A 22,512-nucleotide genomic window follows, 5' to 3' on the forward strand; every position below is an offset into this window, starting at 1 on the left:
GGGGCGGCCGAGGCCGCCGACCCCGAGCCCGCTTCCGACCCCGAGCCCGCTTCCGACCCCGAGCCCGGCTCCGGACCGCTCGCCGCGCGGAGTTCGGCGAATGCCTCGGCCAGGGCCGCCGCCGTCCAGTGCGCGTTCAGCCCGCTCGGGTTCGGCAGCACCCAGATCCCGGTGTCGCCGATCGTCTCCCGCTGCCGGCCGACCACCGCCTTGGGCCGGCCGAAGCCGGTGCGATACGCGCCGATGCCCAAGACCGCCAGCCAGACCGGTCGGTACGTGTGCACCCTGGCCGTGAGCGCGGCGCCGCCCGCGACATACTCGTCCCTGGTCAACTCGTCCGCGCGAGCGGTGGTGCGGGCCACCACGTTGGTGATGCCGAGGCCGAGCGCGAGCAATTGGTCCTGCTCGGCCGGAGCGAGCAGCCGAGGCGTGAACCCGCTTGCGTACAGCGCGGGCCAGAACCGGTTCCCGGGACGCGCGAAGTGCCTGTCGGTGGCGCCGGACCACAGGCCCGGGTTGATCCCGCAGAACAACACCCGCAGGTTCGGCCCGATCACGTCCGGGATGGTCCGGCCGTGTGCGGCGGCCATCTCGGCGGCGGTGGGATTGCGGCCCGGCGGGACGGGCAGTACGAGCGGCTTCGCGGGGCCCGACTCGGGCTCCTTCCCGCCGCTCACGGTGCTTCGGCGATCAGCGCCGTGCCCACCGACCGGAAACCGAGTCGGCCGTACATGCGCGCCACGTCCTCGTCGCCCGCCGACAGGAACACCGTGTCGCTCCCGCCGTCGAGCGCATGGCCGGCCAGCTCCCAGGTCACCGCAGCGGCGAGGCCGCCGCGTCGGGCCGCCGGGAGGGTGGCCACGCCGACGATCTCGGTTGTGTCGTACAGGTGCTGGTAGCTGCCCACGCACAACGGTCCGGCCGGGCTGTACGCGGCGAACATCACCGTCTCGCCGGAGCGTAGCCGCTCGTTGAGGTAGGAGAGCAGGTCCGGGTCCTGGCCGAGTGCGGTGGTGTCCCGCTCGGCCGGGCCGTCGGTTCCGGACGCGGTGCCCGGGTTCGCGAAGCCGACCGCCGCGACGCTGTGCACGATCGCCAGGTCGGTCGCGTCCGCGCGGATTCGACGCACCGTCACCAGGTCCGGCAGGGCCGGGCGTTCGGCAGGTCGTTCGGCGGGATCGAGCACCATCAGCGGGTGCTCGTGCACGTGCAACTCGGCCTCGATCGCGGCCGCACGCAGTGCCGGGGTGGTCTCGTCGACCCATTCGAACGACTCGGGCACTTTCAACTCTCTCTGCCGCGCCCGCACCGCGCGGACGTCCGCGGCGGTGGGCTCGACGGAGCTGTCGAGCGTGGGTCGTGCGTAACGGGGCCACCCGTGGCCCTCCCGGATGAACAGGGTCAACCCGCCGAATGTCTCCGTGCGAGTGGATCGACGTGCCATCGCGTCGTAGAACGTCTCCAAGCGGGCGCGTACCTCTGCGGCGGACTTCGGCATGCGGGCCAGTGTGACACGACCGTGCGATCCGACCCCGGCCCGGTGGGCGCGGCGAAGACGGGCCGAGCACGCGACGGTCGGGCGCTGTCGGCATCAGCCATGTGCGGCCGATGTGCGGTCGCCGGCGTCCGGGCGGCAGGCGACGCGGGTGCGTACGTGGGTGGTAATCCCATTGGATCGATCGACCCCGCGCCACACAATGGCGGGCATGGCCATTTCCTTGCACCACATTGTCATCGACGCGCACGACCTGCCGGGTCTCGCTCGCTTCTGGGCCGACGTGCTGGGATGGGAGATCCTGTCGGAGCGCGAGCGTGAGGTGGTCATCGGGACTGAGCCGGGTGCGCCGATCGGCATCTGCTTCATGCCGGTGACGGACGTCAAGTCGGTCAAGAACCGGCTGCACCTGGACCTGACCCCGGGCGCCGCACCCGGCGAGCGGGAGGCGGAGATCGAGCGGGTCGTCGCCCTCGGCGCCCGCCGCGTGGACGTCGGCCAAACCGGCACCGAATCGTGGACGGTACTCGCCGACCCGGAGGGCAACGAGTTCTGCGTCGTGCGGGCCAAGCGGACCCTGATCGAATGAGCGCCACCCGCGCTCGACGCGGGTGCCGGGGCGCGCGCACCGGATTCGCCTGCGAGCGCGGTGCGTTCGCCCCGGGTCGGTCGGATCAGGCCGTGTTGCTCGGCGGGTTGCCCGGGCCGCGCCCGCTGCCGCCGCGCCGACGTCCGAGCCGGTCGCGCACGAGCCGGCGGCCCCGCTCGACCTGACGCGGATTGCGGCGGATATAACTCTGGATCTTCTTGATCGTCTTCGACAGCGAACTCATGTCGTGGTCCCTCCCTGAAGCCCGGACAGACGGGCCACGGCGTCCCCGAGGGCGCCGATAACAGGTTTTTGCCCCGGTCTGGCCCGGATACGCGGTCGGTGCTGTCGCAATCGGCCCGATCCGGGCCGCCGTTGGCCCGGTAGCCTGCCGACATGCCGCACGTGATCTCGGTGAACCTTGCCCGGCCGCGCCCCAACCCGACCAAGTCCGGCGTCGGGACGACCGGAATAGACAAACGACCCGTCGACCATCCGGTCGCCGTGCGCGCGCCCGGATCCGGCCCCGAGGGACTGGTCAGCGGGCTGGTCGGCGACGGGGTGTACGACCGGCACAACCACGGCGGGGACGATCAGGCCGTCTACGCCTATTCGCGCGAGAACCTGGACATGTGGGCGCTGGAGCTCGGGCGCGAGTTGGGCAACGGCAGTTTCGGGGAGAACCTCACCACGTCCGGCCTGGACCTGGAGGCCGCGCTGATAGGCGAGCGCTGGCGAGTGGGCGCGGCCGGACCGCTGTTGGAGGTGTCCCTGCCGCGCATCCCGTGTGCGACCTTCGCGCTGTGGCTGGACGAGCGGCGCTGGGTGCGCACGTTCACCGAGCGCGCACTGCCGGGCACGTACCTGCGGGTGATCGAACCGGGCGAGATCGGTTCGGGGGACGTGATCACGATCGTCTCCCGCCCCGCCCACCACGACCTCACCATCGGTGAGTGTTTCCGGGCCCTGACCACCGAGGTCGACCTGCTGCCACGACTGCTCGACGTCGAGGAACTGCCCAAGTACGCACGCGAGTCGGCCCGCAAGCGCACCGTCGCGACCCCCGTGCCGGTCGCGTTGCCCGAACCGGTCGCCGAGTAGCCGGCCCGGCCGACGGCAGCTCGCCCCGGTGCCAGCCGACGAAGGTCGCGGCCTGCTCGACCTCGGCCGCGGTGACCTCGCCGGTCCGGATCAGCGCGCGGACCGATGGCGTCCTGCTTCGCGTACTCGTCGAGCCGCGTGCCGATCTCCGCGTCGCGCGGCGTGTCACGCCGTTGCCGGGTGGCTCCGATCGGTGGCCATCTTGATGGCGAGTCCGCCCAGCACGGTGCCCATCACGTAGCGCTGGATCCGCAGCCAGGACGGCCGCCTGGCCAGGAACACCGCGATCGTGCCCGCCGCGAGGACCAGGATCGTGTTCACCGTGAGACTGATCAGAATCTGGATGGTGCCCAGAGCGAATCCCTGGAGCAGGACGTGTCCGGCGGCCGGGTCGACGAACTGCGGGATCAGCGACAGGTACATGATCGCGGCTTTGGGGTTCAGCAGGTTCGTCAGCAGACCCATCGTGAACAGCCGCCGATTCGAGTCCGGCGCGAGCTCCTGCGGCGCGAACGCCGAGATGCCACCCGGCCGCAGCGCTTGCCACGCGAGCCAGCCGAGGTAGGCCGCACCGGCGAACTTGACCGCCATGTACAGCTGCGGCACCACCAGGAACACCGCGGACAGGCCGAGGTTGGCCATCGACATGTAGATCAAGAAGCCGAGTCCGACGCCGAGCAGCGACACCAGGCCGGCCCGGCGGCCCTGGGTGATGCTGCGCGAGGTCACGTACATCATGTTCGGCCCGGGCGTCAGCACCATCCCGAGCGCCACGGCGCTCACCCCGACTATCGCGCTGGTCTGGATCACACGTGCCCCCGCAGATGGTACGGGCGGTCGCCGCAGTCGTCGCCGCCTTCACTGGTCGGGCAATTCTGTCCGATCCCTGCTTTTCCCGGCAACCGGGTTGTCCGGTGGCCGGCGTCGGGCGCGTTCGAGCGTCGCCACACCCGGGAGCCACCATCCGTCGCTTCCGGTGCGACCCGGTCGGGAGATCGACCTCCCAAACCCGCGCGTCGACCGCTGCGGCGAGGGTCTTCGGGCCGACGCCCGAAGGCGAGAAAAAACCCGTGGCAGGCTCGGCGTTCATCCGTCATCCTGTTGCGCGATGGGGATGATGGACAGCATTGCCGCCAAGGTGGCGCACGGCGCCACCGTCGAGTTTCGCCCGCGCGGGGCCTCCATGGTCCCGCTTATCCGCAGTCGCCAACTCGTGGCCGTCGCGCCGGTCGACCCGGCCCGCCTCGAAATCGGTGACGTCGTGCTCGCCCGGGTCGCCGGAAAGATGTACCTCCACCTGGTCTCCGCACTGGACGGCACGCGTGCGCGCGTGCAGATCAGCAACAACCGGGGCCGCGCCAACGGCTGGACGTCGCAGGCCCGGGTGTACGGGATCTGCGTGTCGGTGGACGGCGTCCCGCGCCCGGGCGCGTGCCGGAAGGTACGCGCGCCGGTGTCGACGGAGTAGCGCGCGCGGCGGTCGGCGCACCCGGTCGCGCCCTACGCGACCCCCCGATGGGGTTGGTCCGGTGCGCTTCCAGGTAGAGATTCAGCCATGAAGAAGCTGATCAATGCCGCCCGCGACGTCGTCCCCGAGATGCTCGAAGGGTTGGCCCTCGCCCATCCCGACATCGCGCTGCTGGCTGATGCGAACGTCGCGCTGCGCGCCGATGCCCGGGCCCATGCCGAGCACGGCCGAGTCGCGGTGATCTCCGGCGGAGGAGCCGGCCACGAACCCGCACACGCGGGGTACGTCGGGGCCGGGATGCTCACCGCGGCAGTGTCGGGGGACGTGTTCACCTCGCCGTCCACCGACACCATCCTGGCCGCGATCCGCACCGTCGCCGGGCCGGCGGGCGTGTTGCTGGTGGTCAAGTCGTACACGGGGGACCGGCTCAACTTCGGGCTCGCCGCCGAGTTGGCGCGGGCCGAGGGAATCGCCGTCGAGACCGTCGTGGTCGCGGACGACGTGGCGCTCGCGACCGGCGACGACACCGCGGGCCGGCGCGGGATCGCCGGGACGGTGTTCGTGCACAAGATCGCGGGCGCGGCGGCGGAGACCGGCGCGACTCTCGCCGAGGTCACGGCCGAGGCCGAGGCGGCGGCGCGCGCGATCGGCACGATGGGCGTCGCACTGACCCCGTGCACGGTGCCGGCGGCCGGCCGACCCGGGTTCGAACTCGGCGAGGACGAGGTCGAACTGGGCCTGGGCATCCACGGCGAGGCGGGCGTGCGGCGGGACAAGATCGCCCCCGCCGACGACTTCGTCACCGAACTGCTCGACCGGATCGTCGCGGAGACCGGCTTGGCCGCGGGGGACCGGGTCGTGTTGCTGGTCAACAACCTCGGCGGCACCCCCACGATGGAGCTTGACATCGTGCTGCGGGGCGCGGTGCGCTACCTCGCGAGTCGGGGCCTGGTCCTGGAACGGGCCTGGCGCGGCTCGTTCCTGACCGCGCTGGAGATGGCCGGCATGTCGTTGTCCCTGCTCCGGGTCGACGATGCCCGGTTGGCCCGGTTGGACGCGGCCACCTCGGCGCCCGCATGGCCGACCCCGGTGGTCGGCCGCGTGGGTCGGGTCACCGTGCTGCCGGCCGCGCCCGCCCCCGGCAACATCGAAGCCGGCACCCCGCTGACCGAACCGACGCCGCTGACCCGGGCGATCGACGCCGTGTGCGCGGCGCTGACCGACGCCGAGCCGCACCTGACCGAGCTGGATCGGATCGTCGGCGACGGCGACCTGGGCATCAGCCTCGCGCGCGGAGCCGAGGCGATCGGGAGCGAGCTGCCCGGCTACGGCGGCGGTACGCCGGCCGCCGTGCTGCGCGGCCTGGCGGACACCGTGCGGCGGGCGCTCGGCGGCACGTCCGGCCCGCTGTACTCGGTGCTGCTCCTGCGCGCGGCCACGGTCGTGGCGCAGGACACCGGGCCGCGCGGTTGGCGCGAGGCACTGGTTGCCGGTGCCCGGGCGATCGGCGAACTCGGCGGTGCGCAGGTCGGCGACCGGACCATGCTGGACGCCCTCGTACCGGCCGGTGAGGTGCTGGCGGGCGGTGCGAGTCTGGCCGAGGCGATCGACGCGGCCGTGGCCGGCACCGAGGCGACGGCCGGCCACAGCGCCCGCCGGGGGCGCAGCAGTTACCTCGGCGACCGCGCGATCGGCACCGTCGACCCGGGAGCCGAGGCGGTGGTGATCTGGCTCCGGGCAATCGCCGACTCGCTGGACGCCGAGGAGGAGAACGCATAGCGGCCGGGCCGCGCCCGACGCGCCCTCGGGTGCGGGGTGCCCGCGCCGGGACCTACGGCGGCGACCCGGTCGCCCGCGCCGCCCGCCCGCCCGGGCAGGGGAAGTTCGAGCCGCGCGTTCGGGAGCCCGGTGCCGCGATGGGATCCGTCACGGCGACCCGGCCGGGGCCGTCGGCGCGGGCCGCCTGTCGTCGCGCCCCGAACCCGGTGCCCGGGTCGTTCGTTCGTGTTCGGAACGCCGGTGCCCGGGAGGCCCGTTCAGGCCCTCGGACCCGGGCCGGCGCGCAGGCCGTCCGTTCGTGTCCTCGGACCCGACCCCGGTGCCGGGGCCGTCCATGTGCGTTCCCGAACCCCGCTGCCCGCGGCGCCCATTCGGGTTCAGCCCGGCATGGCCGTCGCCGCGAGCTCGCGTAGGCACTCGTACGCGACCTGGAGGAACGGTGCCCGCGGCCCCGCCGCCGTGTTCACCAGCGCCGCCAGGGCGACCCCGGCCTGCGGACTGAAGCCCACGAAGGCGGTGAAGCCCCGGGTCGCCCCGCCGTGGAAGATCAGATCGTGCCCGGCCCGCGGGCGCAGGTTCCACACCAGGCACAGCCGATCGCCGGTGTGCGGCGCGATCAGCCGGGGGCGGCGCACCTCGACCAACGCCCGTGCCAGCGGGGCCGGTTGCACGTCGGCCGGCGCCAGGTGCGCGGCCAGATACCGGGTCAGGTCCGTGCCGGTGCTGCGCAGCGCGCCCGCCGCGGGCAGCCCCGGCATCTTCCACGGCGGCCGGGGCCGGCCGCGCAGATACCCGGTCACCTGCGGCCCGTTCGGGTCGCACGTGGTCATCGTCAGGCCCAGCGGCACGCCCAGCCGGGTGACCAACAGATCCGGGTAGGGCTGCCCGGCGGCGCGCGCGAGCGCGTGTCCGAGCAGGCCCACGCCCAGGTTGGAGTAGGACACCCGGGTGCCCGGCCGCGCATGCGGCCGGGCCCGCCCCAGCAGCGCGAACAGGCGCTTCTCGTCGTAGCCCGCGTAGGGATTCGAGTACCACGCCGGCAGCGCCGTGCGCAGCGAACCGCGCGGGAGCCGCGGCAGCCCGGAGGTGTGCGTGGCCAGGTGCAGCAGGGTGATGTCCGAGGACCAGCGCGGGCGCGCGGTCGGCGGCAGGTAGGTGATCAGCGGGTCGCTCAACCGGGCCTCGCCGCGCGCGACCGCGTCGGCGAGGAGCAGCGCGGTGAACGTCTTGGTCACCGAGCCCAGTTCGAAGCGGGAGTCCGCATCCACCGCCGTCCCGCGACACACCACCGAGTGTTCGCCCGCCCGGATGGTGGCCACCACCAGCGCACCCTCCGCCGGGGCGGCCCGCAGCAGTGGCTCGATCGGCGCCGCGTTCGTGTCGCTCACCCGAGCGTGGGCGCCGGCGCGGTGCCCAGCGAACGGGCCAGCGTGACGGTGCCGGCCACGACCGCCACCACCGCCGTGTGCTCGTGGTCCTTGAACGCCCGCTCCGGATCCTCGTCCACCGGGTCCGCATCGCGCGGGAGCAGCCCGTTCGGGTGTTGCGCCGCCGCGAGCGTCTGCCACCCCTGCGCGTCGCACACCGGTTCGGCCAGGCACGCGTCGACGATCAACAGCTCGCCCACCAGGTCGTACTGGGCTACCTCGGCCCACACGTCGACCCACACCGGCAGCCACGCCCGCAGGTAATCGCGGATCTCGGCGGGCAACAGCTCGGGGTGCGCGCCCCAGTCGGTGATGTGGAACACCGCGTGCGTCATGTTGTACGCGGTCATCCAGTCGATCACCCACGGCTCGGGGGTTCTGCCCAGCCACGAATCGGCGGCGAGTGCGGGCCAGTCCGGGCGACAGGCCACCCCCGCGACCCGACTCGCGTTGGCCACCGCGAGCCGGCGGTTGGGCATCATCTCGATCGCGCGCACCGACCGCAGCTCCGACAGGTGTGCGAGCAGCCGATCCATTCGCTCGTGCCGGATGCCGGCCCGGACGAAGTGCGCGTACGTCTCCAGCGGATCGGTCATCAACGGGTGCCGCACCTGGCGTTCGTACAGGAAGTCCCCGTCGCGGAACTGCCCCCAGGCGAACTCGATCAACGCGCGTGCGGCGGCCAGGTCGCCGGGTCCAGCGAGGCCCTCGCGCAGCACCAGCGAGCCGGCCAGCGCGATCTCGCCGAGTGGCTTGTACGCACTGTCGCGGTCGTTGAAGTCGACCACGGTGTGCGTGGGCAACGGGCCGAACCGGGCGTTGTCCTGTAGCCAGCGCAGCGCCCGTGAGCCGATCGTGTGGGCGGTCTTGAGCACGTCGCCGCGCACGAGTCCCCCGGTCATGACTCCTCCAGTCCGGTCACGTGTTGAGCGATGCGGGTGTCGAGTACGGTGCGCGTGCTGCCGCCGCCGAAGAGGCGCACATGGCGCAGCAGCGGGTCCAACTCCAGGGGGAAGGCGACGCCGTCGGCGGCCAGCAGGGCGAGCCAGCGGGCGATCCGCGCGGCGGTGCGGTAGTCGCGGCGCAACATCGCCCGCACCACTCCGCGGGCCAGCGAGTCGGCGTTCTGCCGTGCCGCGGCGTGGATCGGGCCGTCCAAGCCGGGCAGGGCCAGGGAAGACAGTTGGGCCATCCGCACCGACCAGGCCTGCCAGGTGGTCGCGTCGGCGACCTGCGCGCCGTCGCCCGGCAGGGGCACGTCCACGGCCAGGCCGAAGCGGGTCAGGGTGCGCGCGGTGGCCCAGTCGCGCCAGGTGATGATCCACGCGGTGTCGGGCGAGGTGCCCAGCGTATCGGGCGGGAACAGGGCGAAGGCGCGGGCGGCGGCCTCGGCCTGGTCGGCCGGCAGCGGCGTGCCGCGCAGTAGGTGTGGGGCGAATGCGTCGGAGCCCAGCACGCGCAGGCCGGGCAGGTCGGCGTCGGGGTCGTGGGGGTTGGCCAATCGAGGGTCGGCGGGGGCGAATCCGGCGGGTACGACCGTGCCCTCGACGTCCATGAGGACACCGAGGGCACGACCTGCCACTCGCTCGACCGCCGCCGTGTAGTCCTCGTGTGGCGAGGTGTCGGCGAAGGGCATGGGTGTTGTCAACTTCCCGTCGAAACCGGTGATGTCACGGACATCTGAGCCGGTTTAGCGCTCCTTCGGGGGCTTCGGCGACAGCAGTAGGCCGAGCAGCAGCAGTCCGGCGCCGAGGTCTTCCGGCACGAACAGCGGCGCGTCACTGATGGTCGTCTCCTCCTCGATCATGAGCGTCGCGACGGTACCCGCCTGAGTCGGCGTGACCGGCGCGGGCTGACGGATGTGTTGAGTAAGCATCTGGCGCTCCATCATCGTGACTTCACCGCCGGGCTCGGCGATGCCCCGTGCTTCCGACCTTAGGCACTTTTCTGGCCGATTGGCATTATTTGGCGATGTGTCGCGTGTCTTGCACATTCGTGCGCGGGGGGCGTGTGCCGGGCGCGTCAGGGGCGCGTGGCTCGTCCGAGGCGTGTCGGACCGCATGTGCTCGGGGAGTTCGCCGCGTCTTACCGAATCGGCGCTCATCAGGGCGTTTTTGGTGTTCTTCAGGGAGTGACCCGGGCCAGTGCGCCGATCTCCAGGGCAACCCAGATTGCGCCGTCCGGGCCCTGCGCGAGGCCGTGCGGTTCGGCGCCGGCGGTTGGAACGTCGTACTCCGTCAGAGTGCCCTCGACGGAGAGTCGGCCGACCCGACCGGTGCCCCACTCGGTGAACCAGCAGTGGCCGGCCGTGTCCAGCGTTACCGCGTGCGGGCGAGAATGCGGGTTCGGCAGCGGGAATCGGCGGTACTCCCCGGTGGGGCCGAGCCGACCGATCGCGCCCGCGCCGATCTCGGTGAACCACAACGAGCCGTCCGTGGATGCCGCGATCCCGACCGGGGCGGCGCCCTTGGTGGGCAACGGATGCACGGTCACCTCGCCGGTCGTGGTGATCCGCCCGAGCGCGTCGGCGGCGTTCAGCGTGAACCACAGCGCGCCGTCGGCACCGGTGGTGATCGCGGAGGGGAACGCGTCCGCGATCGGCAACGCGAAGCCGGTGACGTTGCCGGCCGGGTCGATCCGGCCGATCCGGTTCGCGGCGGTCTCGGTGAACCACAGCGCCCCGTCCGGCCCGGAGGTGATCCCGAACGGGCCGCAGGCCGCAGTGGGCAGGTCGAAGTGGGTCACCGCACCGGCGGTGGTGATCCGGCCGATGCGATGCGCCTTGTATTCGGTGAACCACAGCGCGCCGTCGGGGCCCGCGGTCAGTATGGTCGGCCCGCACGCGGGGTCTCCGAGGTCGTGGGTGGTGTGCGTCCCGGCCGGGTCCAGCCGGTCGATCCGGCCCACGTGCACGAGGGTGAACCACAGCGCCCCGTCCGGGCCCAGGACGATCGCGTACGGGCCGGACTCGGGCCCGGTGAGCGGGAGTTCGCGGATGGTGGGAGTCGTCATACGAGGGTTCCCTCGGTCAGGCGGATTCGGGGTGCCGGTGAATCGCTCGCGCAGGGTCCGGTCTTCGAGACGTCACGCAGGGTGTTGCGGCCGGTGTGTGGGGTGTGTGGGGTGTGTGCGGTGCGGGTGGAAGGCAGGGTCGGCCTCCGGGAGGTGGGGTGAACGGACCGAGGGGGTGGCGGTGTTGGGCGTCCGGTCATGGCTGCGGCGCTCCCTGGGGTCGTGCGGGAGGATTCCTCAGCGACTAATGCAACGAAGTCGCGTTAGGGTGAGCATGACGGATGGAGAAGAACTAATGCAACTGGGTTGCTTTTGGCTGACCCGGATGTGGTCGGCGCGGATGCGGATGCGGATCGCGGTGGGGCCGGTCCGGTCGGCGCGGTGCGGCGCGTGAACGGCGTCGGTGGTGTGCGGCCCGGTGGGCGGACGGCGCGCACGCGGGACGCGGTGCGACGGGCCACATTGGCCGAATTGGCGGACAAGGGCTTCGACGGGCTGACCGTGGAGGCCGTCGCCGCGCGCTCGGGGGTGCACAAGACCACGGTGTATCGGCGCTGGCGGAACGCCGCCGGGCTGGCCGCGGACGCGTTGGATCTGGCGGCGGAGGAGCCGTGGCCGCTCCCTGACACCGGCACCGTGCAGGGTGATCTGCGGGCGATCGCCGCGATGGTGGTGAGCGGGTTCGAGGACCCCGACCAGGGGCCCACCGCGCGGGCGCTGGTGGCCGCGGCGGTGCACGAGCCGACCACGGGCGAAGCCCTGCACGGGTTCCTGGTGGGCCGGCTCGGGCAGGCCGAGGAGGTCGTCGAACGGGCGGTCGCGCGGGGCGAGTTGCCGGTGGGCACCGATTCGGGCGAGGTGGTGCGCACGGCCGTGGGCGCGCTCTACTACCGGTTGTTCATTACGCACGAGCCGGTCGACGCAGGGCATGCGCGGCGCTCGGCCGACGCGGCGGTGGTGGCGGCGCGCGCGGGGGTGTTCGTCCGCGAAGAGGCGTGAGCGGGCCGCTGTCGCGGGGGTGGCTCGCGCGTTGTCGGTCGTACTCGGCACGGTGCCCGGCCATGGAGATGGGCGGGTTCCGGGCCGTGGTGGACGCCGCGCGAGCGGCCGCGTGCTCAGCAGAACTCGTCGAGCAGGCGATAGAACTCCAGGCGCTTGGGGTCGAGGGTTTCCCACACGTCGTACCGGGCACGGGGAGCGGGCCACGCGAGCGGGGGAGCACACACGGCGGCGGGGTCAGAGTTCGAACCAGCCGGTGCGGACGTGCCAGTGCCTGCCGGCGCGGAGGTGGTCGCCGATGGCGCGTTGGAGAGTGGTGTCGCGGGGGAGGGACTCCGGCGGCAGATCGGGGTCGCCGAAGACGAAGCCGACCGCGGCGGTGTCGTCGAGGATCCGGTCGGCCGACTCGGTGGGCAGGTGGAAGCGGCGCTGGAAGCGGATGATGTTGGAGTGCTCCGGCAGGTATTCGCGCAGTTGCGGATCCAATAGCCACGAGCCGCACACCGCGAGTCGGTAGCGCTCGGTCGGGAAGTGACGCGGGAAGAACTCGCCGGCCAGGTGCAGCGATTCGTCGCACGCCGCCGGGGTCAGCGGACCGTGGAAGTCCGGGATGTGCAGCGCGAGCGCGGGATCCTGCGGTCGGTAGTCAAGACCCAGTTCGGCGGTGCTCGTGGCGGCTCGTTCGAGCACGAACGAGCGTTGGAATTGCAGCCGGCCCAACTGATAGAGCTCACCGCGAAAGTGCAGCTTGGGCCAGTGCAGCGCGAGCAACCCACCCGTGCCGCGCCGACGCCGGTGCACCGCGAGGTGTCGGCCGAGATCGGCGAGCGTGCGGCGGGAGACCTCGGCGGGGATGCCGAGGGAGCGATGGTAGGCCAGCACGAACGGGCGCGCGGCGATGAACACGTACACGTGGAACCAGCGCCGGACCGGGCCCGACGCGGCCGGCAACGGCGGGACTTCCAGGTGCTGCTCGACCGTGCCGATACCCGCGACCAGGGCCCGGACGGCCTGTTCGAACAACTCGCGCAGCTTTGGATCGGCGAGCAACGCCGCCCGGGTCGCGACAAGTTCGTTGAAGTCCTCGTGCGGGACGGCCAGCTCCAACAGCGCCGCGACCAGGTCGTCGTCCGCAGGCAGGGCCACCTCGACACCGGTCGCGAAATCGGCCGGCCCGTTCATCCACGCGGCCGGCCGGGGCTTCGCGCGAGGCGACTCCCCAGGAGGCGACTCCGCGCCGCCCGGCGCCGGACCACTCGGCCGGCGCCGATCGACCTCGGTCCCGGACCCTATCCGCGCACCGCGCCATCGCCTGCCGGCGGGCCCACGCCACCCGGTCACGCGGTGGGTGTGCGTAGGTCGACCGAACAAAAGACCTTGTCGTAGCGGGCCGAGCCGATCGCCACGAAGTCGTGCAGCCGGCCGTACTCCACGAAACCGAGCGAACGGTACAGGTGCAGCGCGTTCACGTTGTCGCCGCGGGCGTCGAGGGTGAGGATCTCGATCGCCTCGGCGCGGGCGTCCTCGATCAGCGCCGTGGTGAGCAACCGGCCGATGCCGCGACCGTGTGCCGACCGGGCCACCGCGAGCTTCTCCAGGTCGGCGTTGGGGCGGTGGGTGGGCCGGGCGTAGCGGCGCCAGTAGCCGAACCCGAGCAATTCCTCGCCCGCGTACGCGAACCGCACCGACGCGTTGCCGGCGCGCTGAGCCGTGGCCAGGTCGGTGAGCAGGGCGGCCACCTCGGCACGCGAGGGCGGGGCGACCCACCCGAGTGCGGCGCCGCCCAAAACCAACTCGGCCAGGATCGTGTGCACCGGCTCGACCGCGTGCTCGAGGGTATGCGGTCCGCGCAGCACGATCCGCCGCCCGTCGTCGTACTGGTCTGAGTTCGCGCTCGTACCCGCCGTCGTGGTTCCGGCGGCGGCACCCGCGTTCGTGTTCACCGTCACGCAGGCAAGGCTATTGAGTCCGGGCGGCCCGTGGGGAGCGGGCCCGGCGTCCGAATCCGGCAGACTGTGCGGGTGAGTGGAACCGTATTGGTCCTCGGGGGCCGCAGTGAGATCGGATTGGCGGTCGCCGAGCGGCTGGCCGCGCGCGGGGCGCGGACCATCGTGTTGGCGGCGCGGCGCAGCTACGACCTCGACGACGAGGAGGCGCTGCTGCGCAAGGCCGGCGCCCGGCACGTGGATCGGGTCGAGTTCGACGCGGACGACCTGGCCGGACATCGGCCGATGCTGGACGAGGTGATCGCCCGGCACGGCCCGTTGGACATTGTGGTCACCGCGTTCGGCATCCTGGGCGATCAGCGCCGGGCCGAGCTGGACGCGGCACACGCGGTCGCCGTCGTACACACCGACTACACGGCGCACGTGAGCATCCTGACCCACCTGGCGACCGTGCTGCGCGCGCAGGGGCACGGCCGGTTGGTCGTGTTCTCGTCGGTGGCGGGTGTGCGGGTGCGCCGCGCGAACTACGTGTACGGCTCGGCCAAGGCCGGTCTGGACGGCTTCGCGAGCGGCCTGGCCGACGCGCTCGCGGGCAGCGGGGTGCGACTGCTGCTGGTTCGGCCCGGCTTCGTGGTGGGTCGGATGACCGAGGGCATGTCACCCGCGCCGCTGTCCAGCACCCCGGACCAGGTGGCCGACGCGACGATCCGGGCGTTGCTGCGGGGGAAGGGCGAGGTGTGGGTGCCGGCCGTACTGCAGCCGGTGTTCGCGGGCATGCGGGTGGTGCCGCGGCGGGTGTGGCGCAGGCTGCCGCGCTGAGCGACCGGCGGATGGGGTTCGGGCGGCGGCACGGCGGCGGTCGACGCCGGGGGTCGATGGTGGGTGCCGACGCCGGGGCCGACGGGGGTCAGAGCAGCAGGGTGTCGGTGTCGATCGTGGTCAGGAAGTCGTCGAGGGCTTGGAAGGTCTCCCACTCGGGCTGTCCGGAGGCGGTCGCGAGCAGCCTGATCAAGTCCTGTTCCAGGGCCGCGACCCGCTTGCCCTTCCACGCCTTGTCGGCCAGGCTCACGAGCAGTTCGTCCGGATCGTTCGGATTCCACGCCGCGTGCGTGCGGGCGAAGCGGGCCCGGGCGGGCGACACGCCCTGGGCGGTCAGCAGGTCGTAGCCGGCCTGCTCGTGACACGACCCGGGCCCGGCCAATTCCGCCGGGTGCAGGGTCTTGCCGATGTCGTGGGTGGCGGCGCCGAACAGCACCGCGTCGCGGTCGAAGGCCAGGTCCGGGTAGGTCGCCGCGACCCAGTCACACAGCCGGTACGCGACGTCGTGCACGATGCGCAGGTGTTCGACCAGGCGCGGACAGGGCGTGAGTTGATCCAGGAGGACGGCCACTTCGGCGGGCAGCGGACGGAGCTTGGCGGAAGTCACCCGCACAGGGTAAGAGTCCCGCCACGGCATCAGGAAGCGGGGCCGCCCAGCGCCAGGGTCGGCGCGTCGCCCATCACCACCACCGGGTGTGCCGCCGGGTCCAGCGCCCGCAGCAGTTCCGGCAGCGCTTCGGCCGGCAGCGTCACACAGCCGTGGGTGGGTCCGCCGTGGTCGATGTGCAGCCAGATACCGCCGCCGAATTCTTCGCCGCGCGGGCGGGTGGGGTCCAGCGGCGAGGTGCCGCGGACCCGGTTGTAGTCGATCGCGATCACGTGATCGAACGTGCCGGCGAGCGGTTCTCCGGCGAGGCCGGTTCCGTCGATGGCGAAGTCGTCGGACCGGTCGTAGGACAGCCGGGTGCCGGGGTCGGGCCGCAGGCCGCCGGCGTCGGTGAGCGTGAAGACGCCGATCGGCGAGCGGAGATCGCCCTCGTGGTGGTCGGGTGTCCAGCCGAGCCGGCCGTTGCGCGCGGGTCGGCTGCCTTCGCTGCGCCAGCCGCTCGGGCCCCGGGTCCAGAACGAGGCCGTGGCCCGGTCGCTGTCCGGGTGCTCGCCGACGACCAGCAGCAACTGGGTGGTCGCGGCCGGGATTTCGGTCGCCCAGCGGGGGCCGATGCCGGTCGGGACGGGGGCGGGCATCGGCGGTTGGTCCGGGATCGGAACGGCATTCGGGTCGGCGGTGGTCCCGGTGGCGGTGCCCGCGACCGCGCCGGCATCGTCGCCCGGACCGGATCCGGCGGCAAGGGCGTTCCGGGCGGTGGGCACGGCGATCAGGGCGAGCGCGATCGGTGCGGTACGGAACAGCGAGCGTCGGGAGATCGTCATTTGCCCACGACTACCCGCTCTCCGCGACCTACTCGTGCACGGGGGCGGGTGTGTCCGGGGCCGCCACCCGGTCGGCCCTGCCGGGTGACACTCGTTGGTGGTCGCTTCGGCGGGCGTTGCGAGGAGCGCTGTGGGCCGCTTCGGTGGGCGCCGGGTCGGGCGAAGGATCACTCGACGCGGAATCGGCGGCGGGGCCGGGTGTCCGGCGCGGGTGGGCCGGTGGGATGGTCGACGGGATCGGACATCGGATCGGATGTCGGAAAGGGGAGCAATGCGGGTCGGCGTGCTTGGGGTCGGGCGGATCGGGGCGTTTCATGCCCGGGCGCTGAGTGGGATGGAGGCGGTCGAGCGGGTCGTGGTCGCGGACGCGGACCATGGGCGCGCCGAGGCGTTCGCGGCGCGGGCCGGGGTCGAGGCGACACGGTTGCCCGAGGTGTTCGCCGGGATCGACGCGGTCGTGATCGCGGCGCCGACGGCGGTGCACATGGAACTGTTGCGCCGGGCGGCGGACGCGCGGCTGCCGATCCTGTGCGAGAAGCCGATCGCGCTCGACCCGACGATCGCGCGGGAGGCCGTCGAGTACGTGGGGGCACACGGCGCGGGGCTCCAGGTGGGCTTCCAGCGCCGGTTCGATCCGATGTACATCGCGGCTCGGGCGGCGGTGCGCGCGGGCACGCTCGGCACGGTGACCCGGGTGCACGCGGTGAGCGTGGATCGCCGGCCCCCGCCGCCCGAGTTCGTGCCGACCTCGGGCGGCATCTATCGGGACACGCACATTCACGACTTCGACATCGTGCCGTGGGTCACCGGCATGCCGATCGTGGAGGTGACCGCGATCGGCGCGAACCGGGGCGCGGCGGTGTTCCGCGAGTGCGACGACGTCGACGTGTCGGCGGTGCTCTTCCGCCTCGCCGACGGCACCCTCGGCACCGCGCACGCGGGTCGGCAACACGGGCCGGGATACGACGTACGCCTGGAACTGGCGGGCACGGACGGTACGCACGCGTGCGGCGGCGTCACCGAGGGCGACTTCCTGACCCGGTTCGGCGACGCGTACCGCGCGGAACTCGCCGCGTTCGTCGCCATGGCCGCCGGCCGAATCACCAGCCCGTGCCCCGGCCCGGACGCCCTCGCGGCCCAGGCCGTGGCCGAGGCGTGCGTGGTGTCCCGCCGGGAAGGACGCACGGTGCGGGTGGCATAGGGCCTGACCACCTGGGGGTGCGACCGCCGCCCCCGAAGACTGGTCCCAGCCACCCGCGATCCGCGCGGGCGCGGCGGGCGGGGCCGAAGGCGGTTCGCCGGCCTTGCCGGCCTCGCTGGGCCGACCGGCGCGGATCTGCGCTCAGTGGGTTCGCCGCCTTCGCTGGGCTCGCCGGACCGTCGCGCCCGCTGTGCGTGCCGTGCCGTGCGCGCCCGCAACCTCCGCGGCCACCCTGCCCATTCGGCTCGCCACCCTCCTGCGCGCACACCCGCCGGACCCGCCGCGCACCCGGTTTGCCGTGTACCTGGGGTGGGTGGGGCTAGGGCAGGGTGAGGATTTGTGGGCCTTCCTCAGTGATTGCGATGGTGTGTTCGAAGTGGGCGGCTCGGGAGCCGTCGGCGCTGTGGATGGTCCAGCCGTCCTTGGCGGTGAAGCAGCGGTCCTTGCCGCCGGCGATCAGCATCGGCTCCAGGGCCACGGTCAGCCCCGGGCGCAGCAGCATGCCTCGACCCGAGCGGCCCTCGTTGCGCACGTGTGGGTCCTCGTGCATCGTGCGGCCGATGCCGTGGCCGCCGAGGTCCTGCGGCATGCCGTAGCCGGCACCGCGGGCGACCGCGCCGATTGCGGCGGAGACGTCGCCCAGGCGCCCACCCGGGACGGCCGCCGCGATGCCCGCCTCCAGCGCGCGCCGGGTCGCCGCGATCAGCTCGAGGTCGCGTGGGCGGGGTGTGCCCACGGTGAAGGTGATCGCGGCGTCGCCGGTCCAGCCGCGCAGCGTCGCGCCGAAGTCGACGCTCATCAGGTCGCCGTCGCGCAGCCGGTAGTTCGTCGGGATGCCGTGCACCACCACGTCGTTGACCGAAGCGCAGATCACGCCCGGGAAAGGCACCGGCGCGAACGACGGCTTGTAGCCCAGGAACGGGGACGTGGCCCCCGCCTCGCGCAGCACCGCGTGCGCGACCTCGTCCAGCTCCTTGAGCGATACGCCGATGGCGGCGGCCTTGCGGGTCGCTTCCAGGGCGTTCGCCACGATACGGCCGGCCTCGCGCATCGCGGCGATTTCGGCTCGGGTTTTGATCTCGACCACGAGGTCCCCTCCTTGGCCAATTCTTATACCGGTATTAGTATCACGCTCATGGTGCGAACCCCACTGACCCCACTGGAGCGCGAGCGCGGCCTGCATCTCGGCGCGTTGTTGCGCCGTGCGCGCGGAGAGCGCAGCATCGGCCACGTCGCCGTTGCGGCGGGTCTGTCTCCGGAAACGCTGCGCAAGATCGAGACCGGCCGCGCTCCCACGCCCGCGTTCTTCACGATTGCCGCGCTCGCCCTCGAACTGGGCCTCTCGCTCGACGAGGTCGCTGCGGCGTGTGTGATCCCGGATCCCGACGCACTGTCCGCGTAGCGGCGGGTGAGGGGTGCGGGTCCGGGACCCGGGATCGCGTGCGGGATCCGATGCGCGTGCGGGTCGGTCGGCGGATCGGCCGGAAGGTCGGTCGGTACTGCGGATCGGCGCTTCGATGCTCCCGATCAGCAGGGGCCGACGACTCATCCGCCGAACGGAGCCGATGCCGATCCCGGGCCCACGAATCACCCGGCGCCGCGGGTCGATGGCTCGTCCGCGGAGCGGGGTCCACGACTCACCCCCGGCCCGAGCCGATGACTGATTTGCGGGCCCGGGCCCACGGCGTACCCGACGGACCCGGGCCGCCGACTCACCGGACCCGGGCCCCGACTCACCCGGCGCCCCGAGCCGACGACCCATTCGCCGGCCCGAGCCCACGGCTCACCCGCCGGCCGCGGAACGCCGTGCTGCGAGGGTGCCTGCTCGCGATCGCGTTTCGTCAGTGGCCCGCCCGTGCGATGCCGAGCAGTTCGCGACCCCGTTCCGGAGTGCACAGTGGGCCGAGGACCGGGTCGCCCAGCAGTGCGACCGGCGCGATGTGATCCGGGCCGAGCGGCCGCCAGTGGGCCAGCCCGCCCAGCACCGTGCGCCACGCCGCGTCACCCGCACCCACCTCCGCCGCCGCGCGCGCCTGCGCGAGCACCTCCGCCCACGGGCCGTCCGGGCCACCGTCGCCGATCGCCGCATCGTCGAACCGCTCGCGCAGCTCGTCCAGTTCGCGCTCGAAGATGCTCTGCGCGAGGGCCGGCCGTCGCTCGCCGCGATCCAGCGCGCCGAAAGCCGGCACCAGTTCGCGGCCGATCAACGCGCGTCGCGCCGGATCGTCCTGCTCGCCGCGCACGATCGTGGCGAAGGCCCGCTTCGCCTCCACCGCCCCGCCGAGCAGCGCGTGCAGTTGAAAGCGCAGCAACTCCGCGCGAAAGCGGCCGAACGAGCTGCCCTGTTCGAAGACCGCCAGCGGCTCGTCCACCGCGCCGGCCAGGCAGGCCACCCTGGCCTCCTCGATCCGCACCTCCAACGCCCGGGACGTCGCGTTGTCCGGCTTGCGCAGCCGGTGGAACGAGCGGTACTCGTTCCGCATCAACGCGGCGAACCCGGCGTACCGCCGCGGCGCGTCACCGGTCCACGAGGCATGGAAGTACGCCGTCCACTCGCCGTCGGCGTCCACCTCGCCCGGATCCAGCAGCAGCACCGCGGCGTCCCCCTCCAGCGAGATCTGCACCGCGCGGCCGAAGACGGCGCGGAAGTGCTCGTCCTCCTCCAGCCCGAGCAGGATCCGGCACCACTGGGGGGACAACTCGCGAAACCGGCCGACCTGTTCGGTCGAGCCCAACGCGTAGATGAACTCGCCGACGTTGCGCCACCCGTCGCTGATCGCCAGGAACGAGCGGTACGACGGCGGCAGCGGCTGTGCCAACCGTTTCTCCAGCGCCCGGATGCGCTCCTCGCCGGCCGGCGCGAACCCGAGCCAGCCCGCCGCCCGCGCCGACTGCGGGAAGACCTCGGCCTCCTCCGGCTCCAGTGCGTCGATCCACTCCTCGCTCCACGTCCGCAGAAACGGAAGCCAGTCCATTCCACTCACCCGATCCCCCATGCACGCCACTATTCGAACACATACTCCGGTGGCACCAGATCCTGCCAATGGTCGGCGACTCGCGTCACGCCGAGGCCCCTTCGGGCATCGGCTTGCCCCGGTTTCATTCACCGGGACTTCCACGCCGAGCAACTCCTGTGGCTGGGCCGGCGGATCGTCGGCGCGGCATCGACCCGGCACGGCTCCGGCTCAGTCTTTCGCTGACCCACGGGGCGGCAGTCGCCGAGGAGTTCCTGCCCGCGTATGCGAAGACGTCCGGTCGGATCGACGACCAGCACCCCCACCGGGATCTGCTCGACGCGGGCGACGCGCTGCTCGACTGGCCGGAGCCGGAGACCCGTGTGCAGATCGTCGAGTGGCAGCGTTTCGAGGTGTGGGTGGGTCGCGCGGTACGGACGCTACCCAAGGGCTGACGTGGGGCGGGGGCCGAGGACCCGGGCAGCCGAAAGGGCGGTCGACGCGAGGTCGACCGCCCTTGTCGCCGTACCGGTGGCTCAGCCCACCGACTCCTTCTCCCGCTCCGGCGCGTCGACGCTCGCGTCCGTCACGTCCGCGCGCGCCGCCTGGGTGCGGGTGCGGTTCGGCAGGATCAGGCCGACCAGGATGGTGCCCACGGCGAGTACGATCCCGCCGACGAGGCTGGTGTGCGCGACCGCCTGGGTGAACGCGTGGTCGGCGGCCTGGACCAGCGCGTGTGCCTGCTGCGGGCCCGCGACCCGGCCGACCTGGTCGGCTGCGGCGAGCGCGCCGCCGATCGAATCCTTGGCAACGTCCATCGCGGCCGGCGGCAGCTTGCCGTCGACGGCCTTGGTGAGTTCCGACTCGTACGAGGTGGCCAGCACCGAGCCCAGGATCGCGATGCCCAGTGCGCCGCCCAACTCCACCGCGGTGTCGTTGACGCCGCCGCCCGCGCCCAGTTCGTTCTCCGGGAACGAGCCCATGATCGCCTCCGTGCACGGCGACACGCTCAGGCCGATCGCGACGCCGAGCAGCAGCAGCGGGGCCAGGAAGTCGCCGTAGCCGGAACCGTCCGAGACGCGCGTCATCAGCAGTACGCCGATCGTGCCCAGTGCCATGCCGGTGGTCACCGTCACCCGCATGCCCAGCCGCGGGGTGAGCTGCCCGGTGGCGATCGCGCCCAGGCACACCGCGCCGGCCAGCGGCAGCAGTCGCACGCCGGTCTCCAGCGGGCTGTACCCGAGCACGAACTGCAGGTGCTGGGTGAGGAAGTAGATCGCGCCGAAGGTGCCCAGGAAGAACAGCAGTACGGCGAGCATCGAGCCGGAGAAGACCCGCTCGCCGAACTTGCGCAGGTCGAAGATCGGGCGCGGGTGCCGCAGTTCCCAGGCGATGAACGAGGCCAGACCGACGACGAAGACGACCAGCGCGGCCACCGGGCCGGCGCCCCAGCCGAAGTGCGGACCCTCGATGATCGCGTACACGAGCGAGCCCAGCGTCGCGATCGAGAGCGCGCCGCCGACCAGGTCGAGCCGGCCGTAGTCGTGCGCCTTCGACGGCGGGACCACGAACAGCGCGGCGACCACGGCGATCAGCGCGACGGGCACGTTGATCAGGAACGTGGAACCCCACGCGTGGCTCTCCAGCAGCCAACCCGCGAGCAGCGGGCCGAGCGCGATCGCCAGGCCCGAGGTCGCGGTCCACGCGGTGATCGCCTTGGCCCGCTCGCTGCGCGGGAAGGACGCGACCAGCAGGGACAACGTCGCGGGCATGATCACCGCGGCGCCCAGGCCCATCACCGCGCGGGCGATGATCACGCCCGAGGTCGAGTGCACCAGCGAACCGGCGATCGAGCCCGCCGCGAAGACGACCAGGCCGGTGATCAGCGCGCCGCGCCGGCTGTACTTGTCGCCGATCGCGCCCAGCACCAGCATCAGCGCCGCGTACGGCACGGTGTAGGCGTCGATCACCCATTGCAGGTCGCGGCTGGACAGGCCCAGGTCGCGCGTCATGTCGGGCGCGGCCACGATCAGCGACGTGTTGGCCATGACGATGATCAGCAGGCTCAGGCAGAGCACGCCCAGGGCCCACCAGCGGCGCGAGTACGGCCGGTCCATCCGGTCGACCGGCGTGGTGGCGAATACGGACATCGGAACGCCTTTCGGGACAGGCGGCCGGCGCAGCCGCAGTATTTGCACAACGGTGTGCAACTTAGTTGGTTGCACAGTGCTGTGCAAATATGCTGGAACGAATCGGTGTGAACCGGGTGATTCGCCGACTCGGTGCGGGAG

At 72.5% G+C, this 22,512-nt stretch carries 25 protein-coding genes; 9 read left to right on the top strand and 16 right to left on the bottom strand.

Going from position 1 to position 22,512, the window contains the following annotated elements; genetic code table 11:
• Positions 1-590, bottom strand: a 590-nt coding sequence (gene mug / locus ABZS54_RS22315) for a G/U mismatch-specific DNA glycosylase (protein WP_355538803.1), incomplete at its 3' end; no start/stop codon positions are given.
• A gap of 83 nt (positions 591-673) precedes the next feature.
• The gene (locus ABZS54_RS22320; RefSeq protein WP_355538677.1) at positions 674-1,498 is read right to left on the bottom strand and encodes a GNAT family N-acetyltransferase; all 825 of its coding nucleotides are present in this window, start codon (positions 1,496-1,498) and stop codon (positions 674-676) included.
• 208 nt (positions 1,499-1,706) lie between these two features.
• Here ABZS54_RS22320 and ABZS54_RS22325 point away from each other — a divergent pair, with 208 nt between their 5' ends.
• Positions 1,707-2,084: a VOC family protein gene (locus tag ABZS54_RS22325; protein ID WP_355538680.1), complete on the top strand. Its 378-nt coding sequence runs from the start codon at positions 1,707-1,709 to the stop codon at positions 2,082-2,084.
• Positions 2,085-2,169: 85 nt separating this feature from the next.
• Here ABZS54_RS22325 and ABZS54_RS22330 read toward each other — a convergent pair whose 3' ends face one another.
• The gene (locus ABZS54_RS22330) at positions 2,170-2,328 is read right to left on the bottom strand and encodes a hypothetical protein (protein WP_355538682.1); all 159 of its coding nucleotides are present in this window, start codon (positions 2,326-2,328) and stop codon (positions 2,170-2,172) included.
• A gap of 152 nt (positions 2,329-2,480) precedes the next feature.
• Here ABZS54_RS22330 and ABZS54_RS22335 point away from each other — a divergent pair, with 152 nt between their 5' ends.
• Positions 2,481-3,185, top strand: coding sequence for an MOSC domain-containing protein (locus ABZS54_RS22335; RefSeq protein ID WP_355538685.1), 705 nt, complete (start codon positions 2,481-2,483; stop codon positions 3,183-3,185).
• A 165-nt stretch (positions 3,186-3,350) separates the two neighbouring features.
• Here the strand turns inward: ABZS54_RS22335 and ABZS54_RS22340 are convergent, their stop codons facing one another.
• Positions 3,351-3,995: a LysE family translocator gene (locus tag ABZS54_RS22340; RefSeq protein WP_355538688.1), complete on the bottom strand. Its 645-nt coding sequence runs from the start codon at positions 3,993-3,995 to the stop codon at positions 3,351-3,353.
• Between the two features lie 304 nt (positions 3,996-4,299).
• Between ABZS54_RS22340 and ABZS54_RS22345 the strand changes: the two genes are divergently transcribed.
• Together ABZS54_RS22345 and dhaK are read left to right on the top strand one after the other, a co-directional pair.
• The gene (locus ABZS54_RS22345; RefSeq protein ID WP_355538690.1) at positions 4,300-4,653 is read left to right on the top strand and encodes a S26 family signal peptidase; all 354 of its coding nucleotides are present in this window, start codon (positions 4,300-4,302) and stop codon (positions 4,651-4,653) included.
• A gap of 87 nt (positions 4,654-4,740) precedes the next feature.
• Positions 4,741-6,432, top strand: coding sequence for a dihydroxyacetone kinase subunit DhaK (dhaK, locus tag ABZS54_RS22350; RefSeq protein WP_355538692.1), 1,692 nt, complete (start codon positions 4,741-4,743; stop codon positions 6,430-6,432).
• A 377-nt stretch (positions 6,433-6,809) separates the two neighbouring features.
• Here the strand turns inward: dhaK and ABZS54_RS22355 are convergent, their stop codons facing one another.
• The 5 genes from ABZS54_RS22355 to ABZS54_RS22375 form a co-directional block, all read right to left on the bottom strand.
• On the bottom strand, positions 6,810-7,820 hold the full coding sequence (locus tag ABZS54_RS22355; protein WP_355538695.1) for a serine hydrolase domain-containing protein: 1,011 nt from the start codon (positions 7,818-7,820) through the stop codon (positions 6,810-6,812).
• On the bottom strand, positions 7,817-8,761 hold the full coding sequence (locus tag ABZS54_RS22360) for a hypothetical protein (protein ID WP_355538698.1): 945 nt from the start codon (positions 8,759-8,761) through the stop codon (positions 7,817-7,819). Before ABZS54_RS22360 ends, ABZS54_RS22355 begins: the two co-directional genes overlap by 4 nt.
• Positions 8,758-9,495: a hypothetical protein gene (locus ABZS54_RS22365; protein ID WP_355538701.1), complete on the bottom strand. Its 738-nt coding sequence runs from the start codon at positions 9,493-9,495 to the stop codon at positions 8,758-8,760. The genes ABZS54_RS22360 and ABZS54_RS22365 overlap by 4 nt, the downstream gene beginning before the upstream one ends.
• 54 nt (positions 9,496-9,549) lie before the next feature.
• The gene (locus ABZS54_RS22370; protein ID WP_355538704.1) at positions 9,550-9,735 is read right to left on the bottom strand and encodes a hypothetical protein; all 186 of its coding nucleotides are present in this window, start codon (positions 9,733-9,735) and stop codon (positions 9,550-9,552) included.
• 248 nt (positions 9,736-9,983) lie between these two features.
• Entirely contained in the window at positions 9,984-10,871 is an 888-nt protein-coding gene (locus tag ABZS54_RS22375) for a virginiamycin B lyase (protein ID WP_355538707.1), read from the bottom strand.
• Between the two features lie 390 nt (positions 10,872-11,261).
• Between ABZS54_RS22375 and ABZS54_RS22380 the strand changes: the two genes are divergently transcribed.
• The gene (locus ABZS54_RS22380; protein WP_355538710.1) at positions 11,262-11,870 is read left to right on the top strand and encodes a TetR/AcrR family transcriptional regulator; all 609 of its coding nucleotides are present in this window, start codon (positions 11,262-11,264) and stop codon (positions 11,868-11,870) included.
• Between the two features lie 237 nt (positions 11,871-12,107).
• Here ABZS54_RS22380 and ABZS54_RS22385 read toward each other — a convergent pair whose 3' ends face one another.
• Entirely contained in the window at positions 12,108-13,052 is a 945-nt protein-coding gene (locus tag ABZS54_RS22385) for an acyltransferase domain-containing protein (protein ID WP_355538713.1), read from the bottom strand.
• A gap of 155 nt (positions 13,053-13,207) precedes the next feature.
• A complete protein-coding gene (locus ABZS54_RS22390) occupies positions 13,208-13,729 on the bottom strand; it encodes an N-acetyltransferase (protein WP_355538805.1) in 522 nt (173 codons plus the stop codon).
• 162 nt (positions 13,730-13,891) lie between these two features.
• On the opposite strand from ABZS54_RS22390, the gene ABZS54_RS22395 reads away from it, so the two are divergent.
• Entirely contained in the window at positions 13,892-14,635 is a 744-nt protein-coding gene (locus ABZS54_RS22395) for an SDR family NAD(P)-dependent oxidoreductase (RefSeq protein WP_355538716.1), read from the top strand.
• Positions 14,636-14,723: 88 nt separating this feature from the next.
• Here the strand turns inward: ABZS54_RS22395 and ABZS54_RS22400 are convergent, their stop codons facing one another.
• Positions 14,724-15,248, bottom strand: coding sequence for an HD domain-containing protein (locus ABZS54_RS22400; protein WP_355538719.1), 525 nt, complete (start codon positions 15,246-15,248; stop codon positions 14,724-14,726).
• A gap of 23 nt (positions 15,249-15,271) precedes the next feature.
• Complete coding sequence (locus tag ABZS54_RS22405) at positions 15,272-16,066, bottom strand: L,D-transpeptidase family protein (protein ID WP_355538722.1); 795 nt, start codon at positions 16,064-16,066, stop codon at positions 15,272-15,274.
• Between the two features lie 211 nt (positions 16,067-16,277).
• Here ABZS54_RS22405 and ABZS54_RS22410 point away from each other — a divergent pair, with 211 nt between their 5' ends.
• Entirely contained in the window at positions 16,278-17,267 is a 990-nt protein-coding gene (locus tag ABZS54_RS22410; protein ID WP_355538724.1) for a Gfo/Idh/MocA family oxidoreductase, read from the top strand.
• A 319-nt stretch (positions 17,268-17,586) separates the two neighbouring features.
• Here the strand turns inward: ABZS54_RS22410 and map are convergent, their stop codons facing one another.
• The gene (gene map / locus ABZS54_RS22415; RefSeq protein ID WP_355538727.1) at positions 17,587-18,354 is read right to left on the bottom strand and encodes a type I methionyl aminopeptidase; all 768 of its coding nucleotides are present in this window, start codon (positions 18,352-18,354) and stop codon (positions 17,587-17,589) included.
• 48 nt (positions 18,355-18,402) lie between these two features.
• On the opposite strand from map, the gene ABZS54_RS22420 reads away from it, so the two are divergent.
• Positions 18,403-18,669 (top strand): helix-turn-helix transcriptional regulator, encoded by a 267-nt coding sequence (locus tag ABZS54_RS22420; RefSeq protein WP_355538730.1) that lies wholly within the window; start codon positions 18,403-18,405, stop codon positions 18,667-18,669.
• 439 nt (positions 18,670-19,108) lie between these two features.
• On the opposite strand, the gene ABZS54_RS22425 is transcribed toward ABZS54_RS22420, so the two are convergent.
• Complete coding sequence (locus ABZS54_RS22425; RefSeq protein WP_355538733.1) at positions 19,109-20,242, bottom strand: SMI1/KNR4 family protein; 1,134 nt, start codon at positions 20,240-20,242, stop codon at positions 19,109-19,111.
• 158 nt (positions 20,243-20,400) lie between these two features.
• Between ABZS54_RS22425 and ABZS54_RS22430 the strand changes: the two genes are divergently transcribed.
• The gene (locus ABZS54_RS22430; RefSeq protein WP_355538736.1) at positions 20,401-20,676 is read left to right on the top strand and encodes a hypothetical protein; all 276 of its coding nucleotides are present in this window, start codon (positions 20,401-20,403) and stop codon (positions 20,674-20,676) included.
• Between the two features lie 81 nt (positions 20,677-20,757).
• Here ABZS54_RS22430 and ABZS54_RS22435 read toward each other — a convergent pair whose 3' ends face one another.
• Positions 20,758-22,371 (bottom strand): MFS transporter, encoded by a 1,614-nt coding sequence (locus tag ABZS54_RS22435; protein WP_355538739.1) that lies wholly within the window; start codon positions 22,369-22,371, stop codon positions 20,758-20,760.
• Positions 22,372-22,512: the final 141 nt, after the last annotated feature.

The organism is Embleya sp. NPDC005575 (genome assembly GCF_040605455.1).
Taxonomy (GTDB): domain Bacteria; phylum Actinomycetota; class Actinomycetes; order Streptomycetales; family Streptomycetaceae; genus Embleya.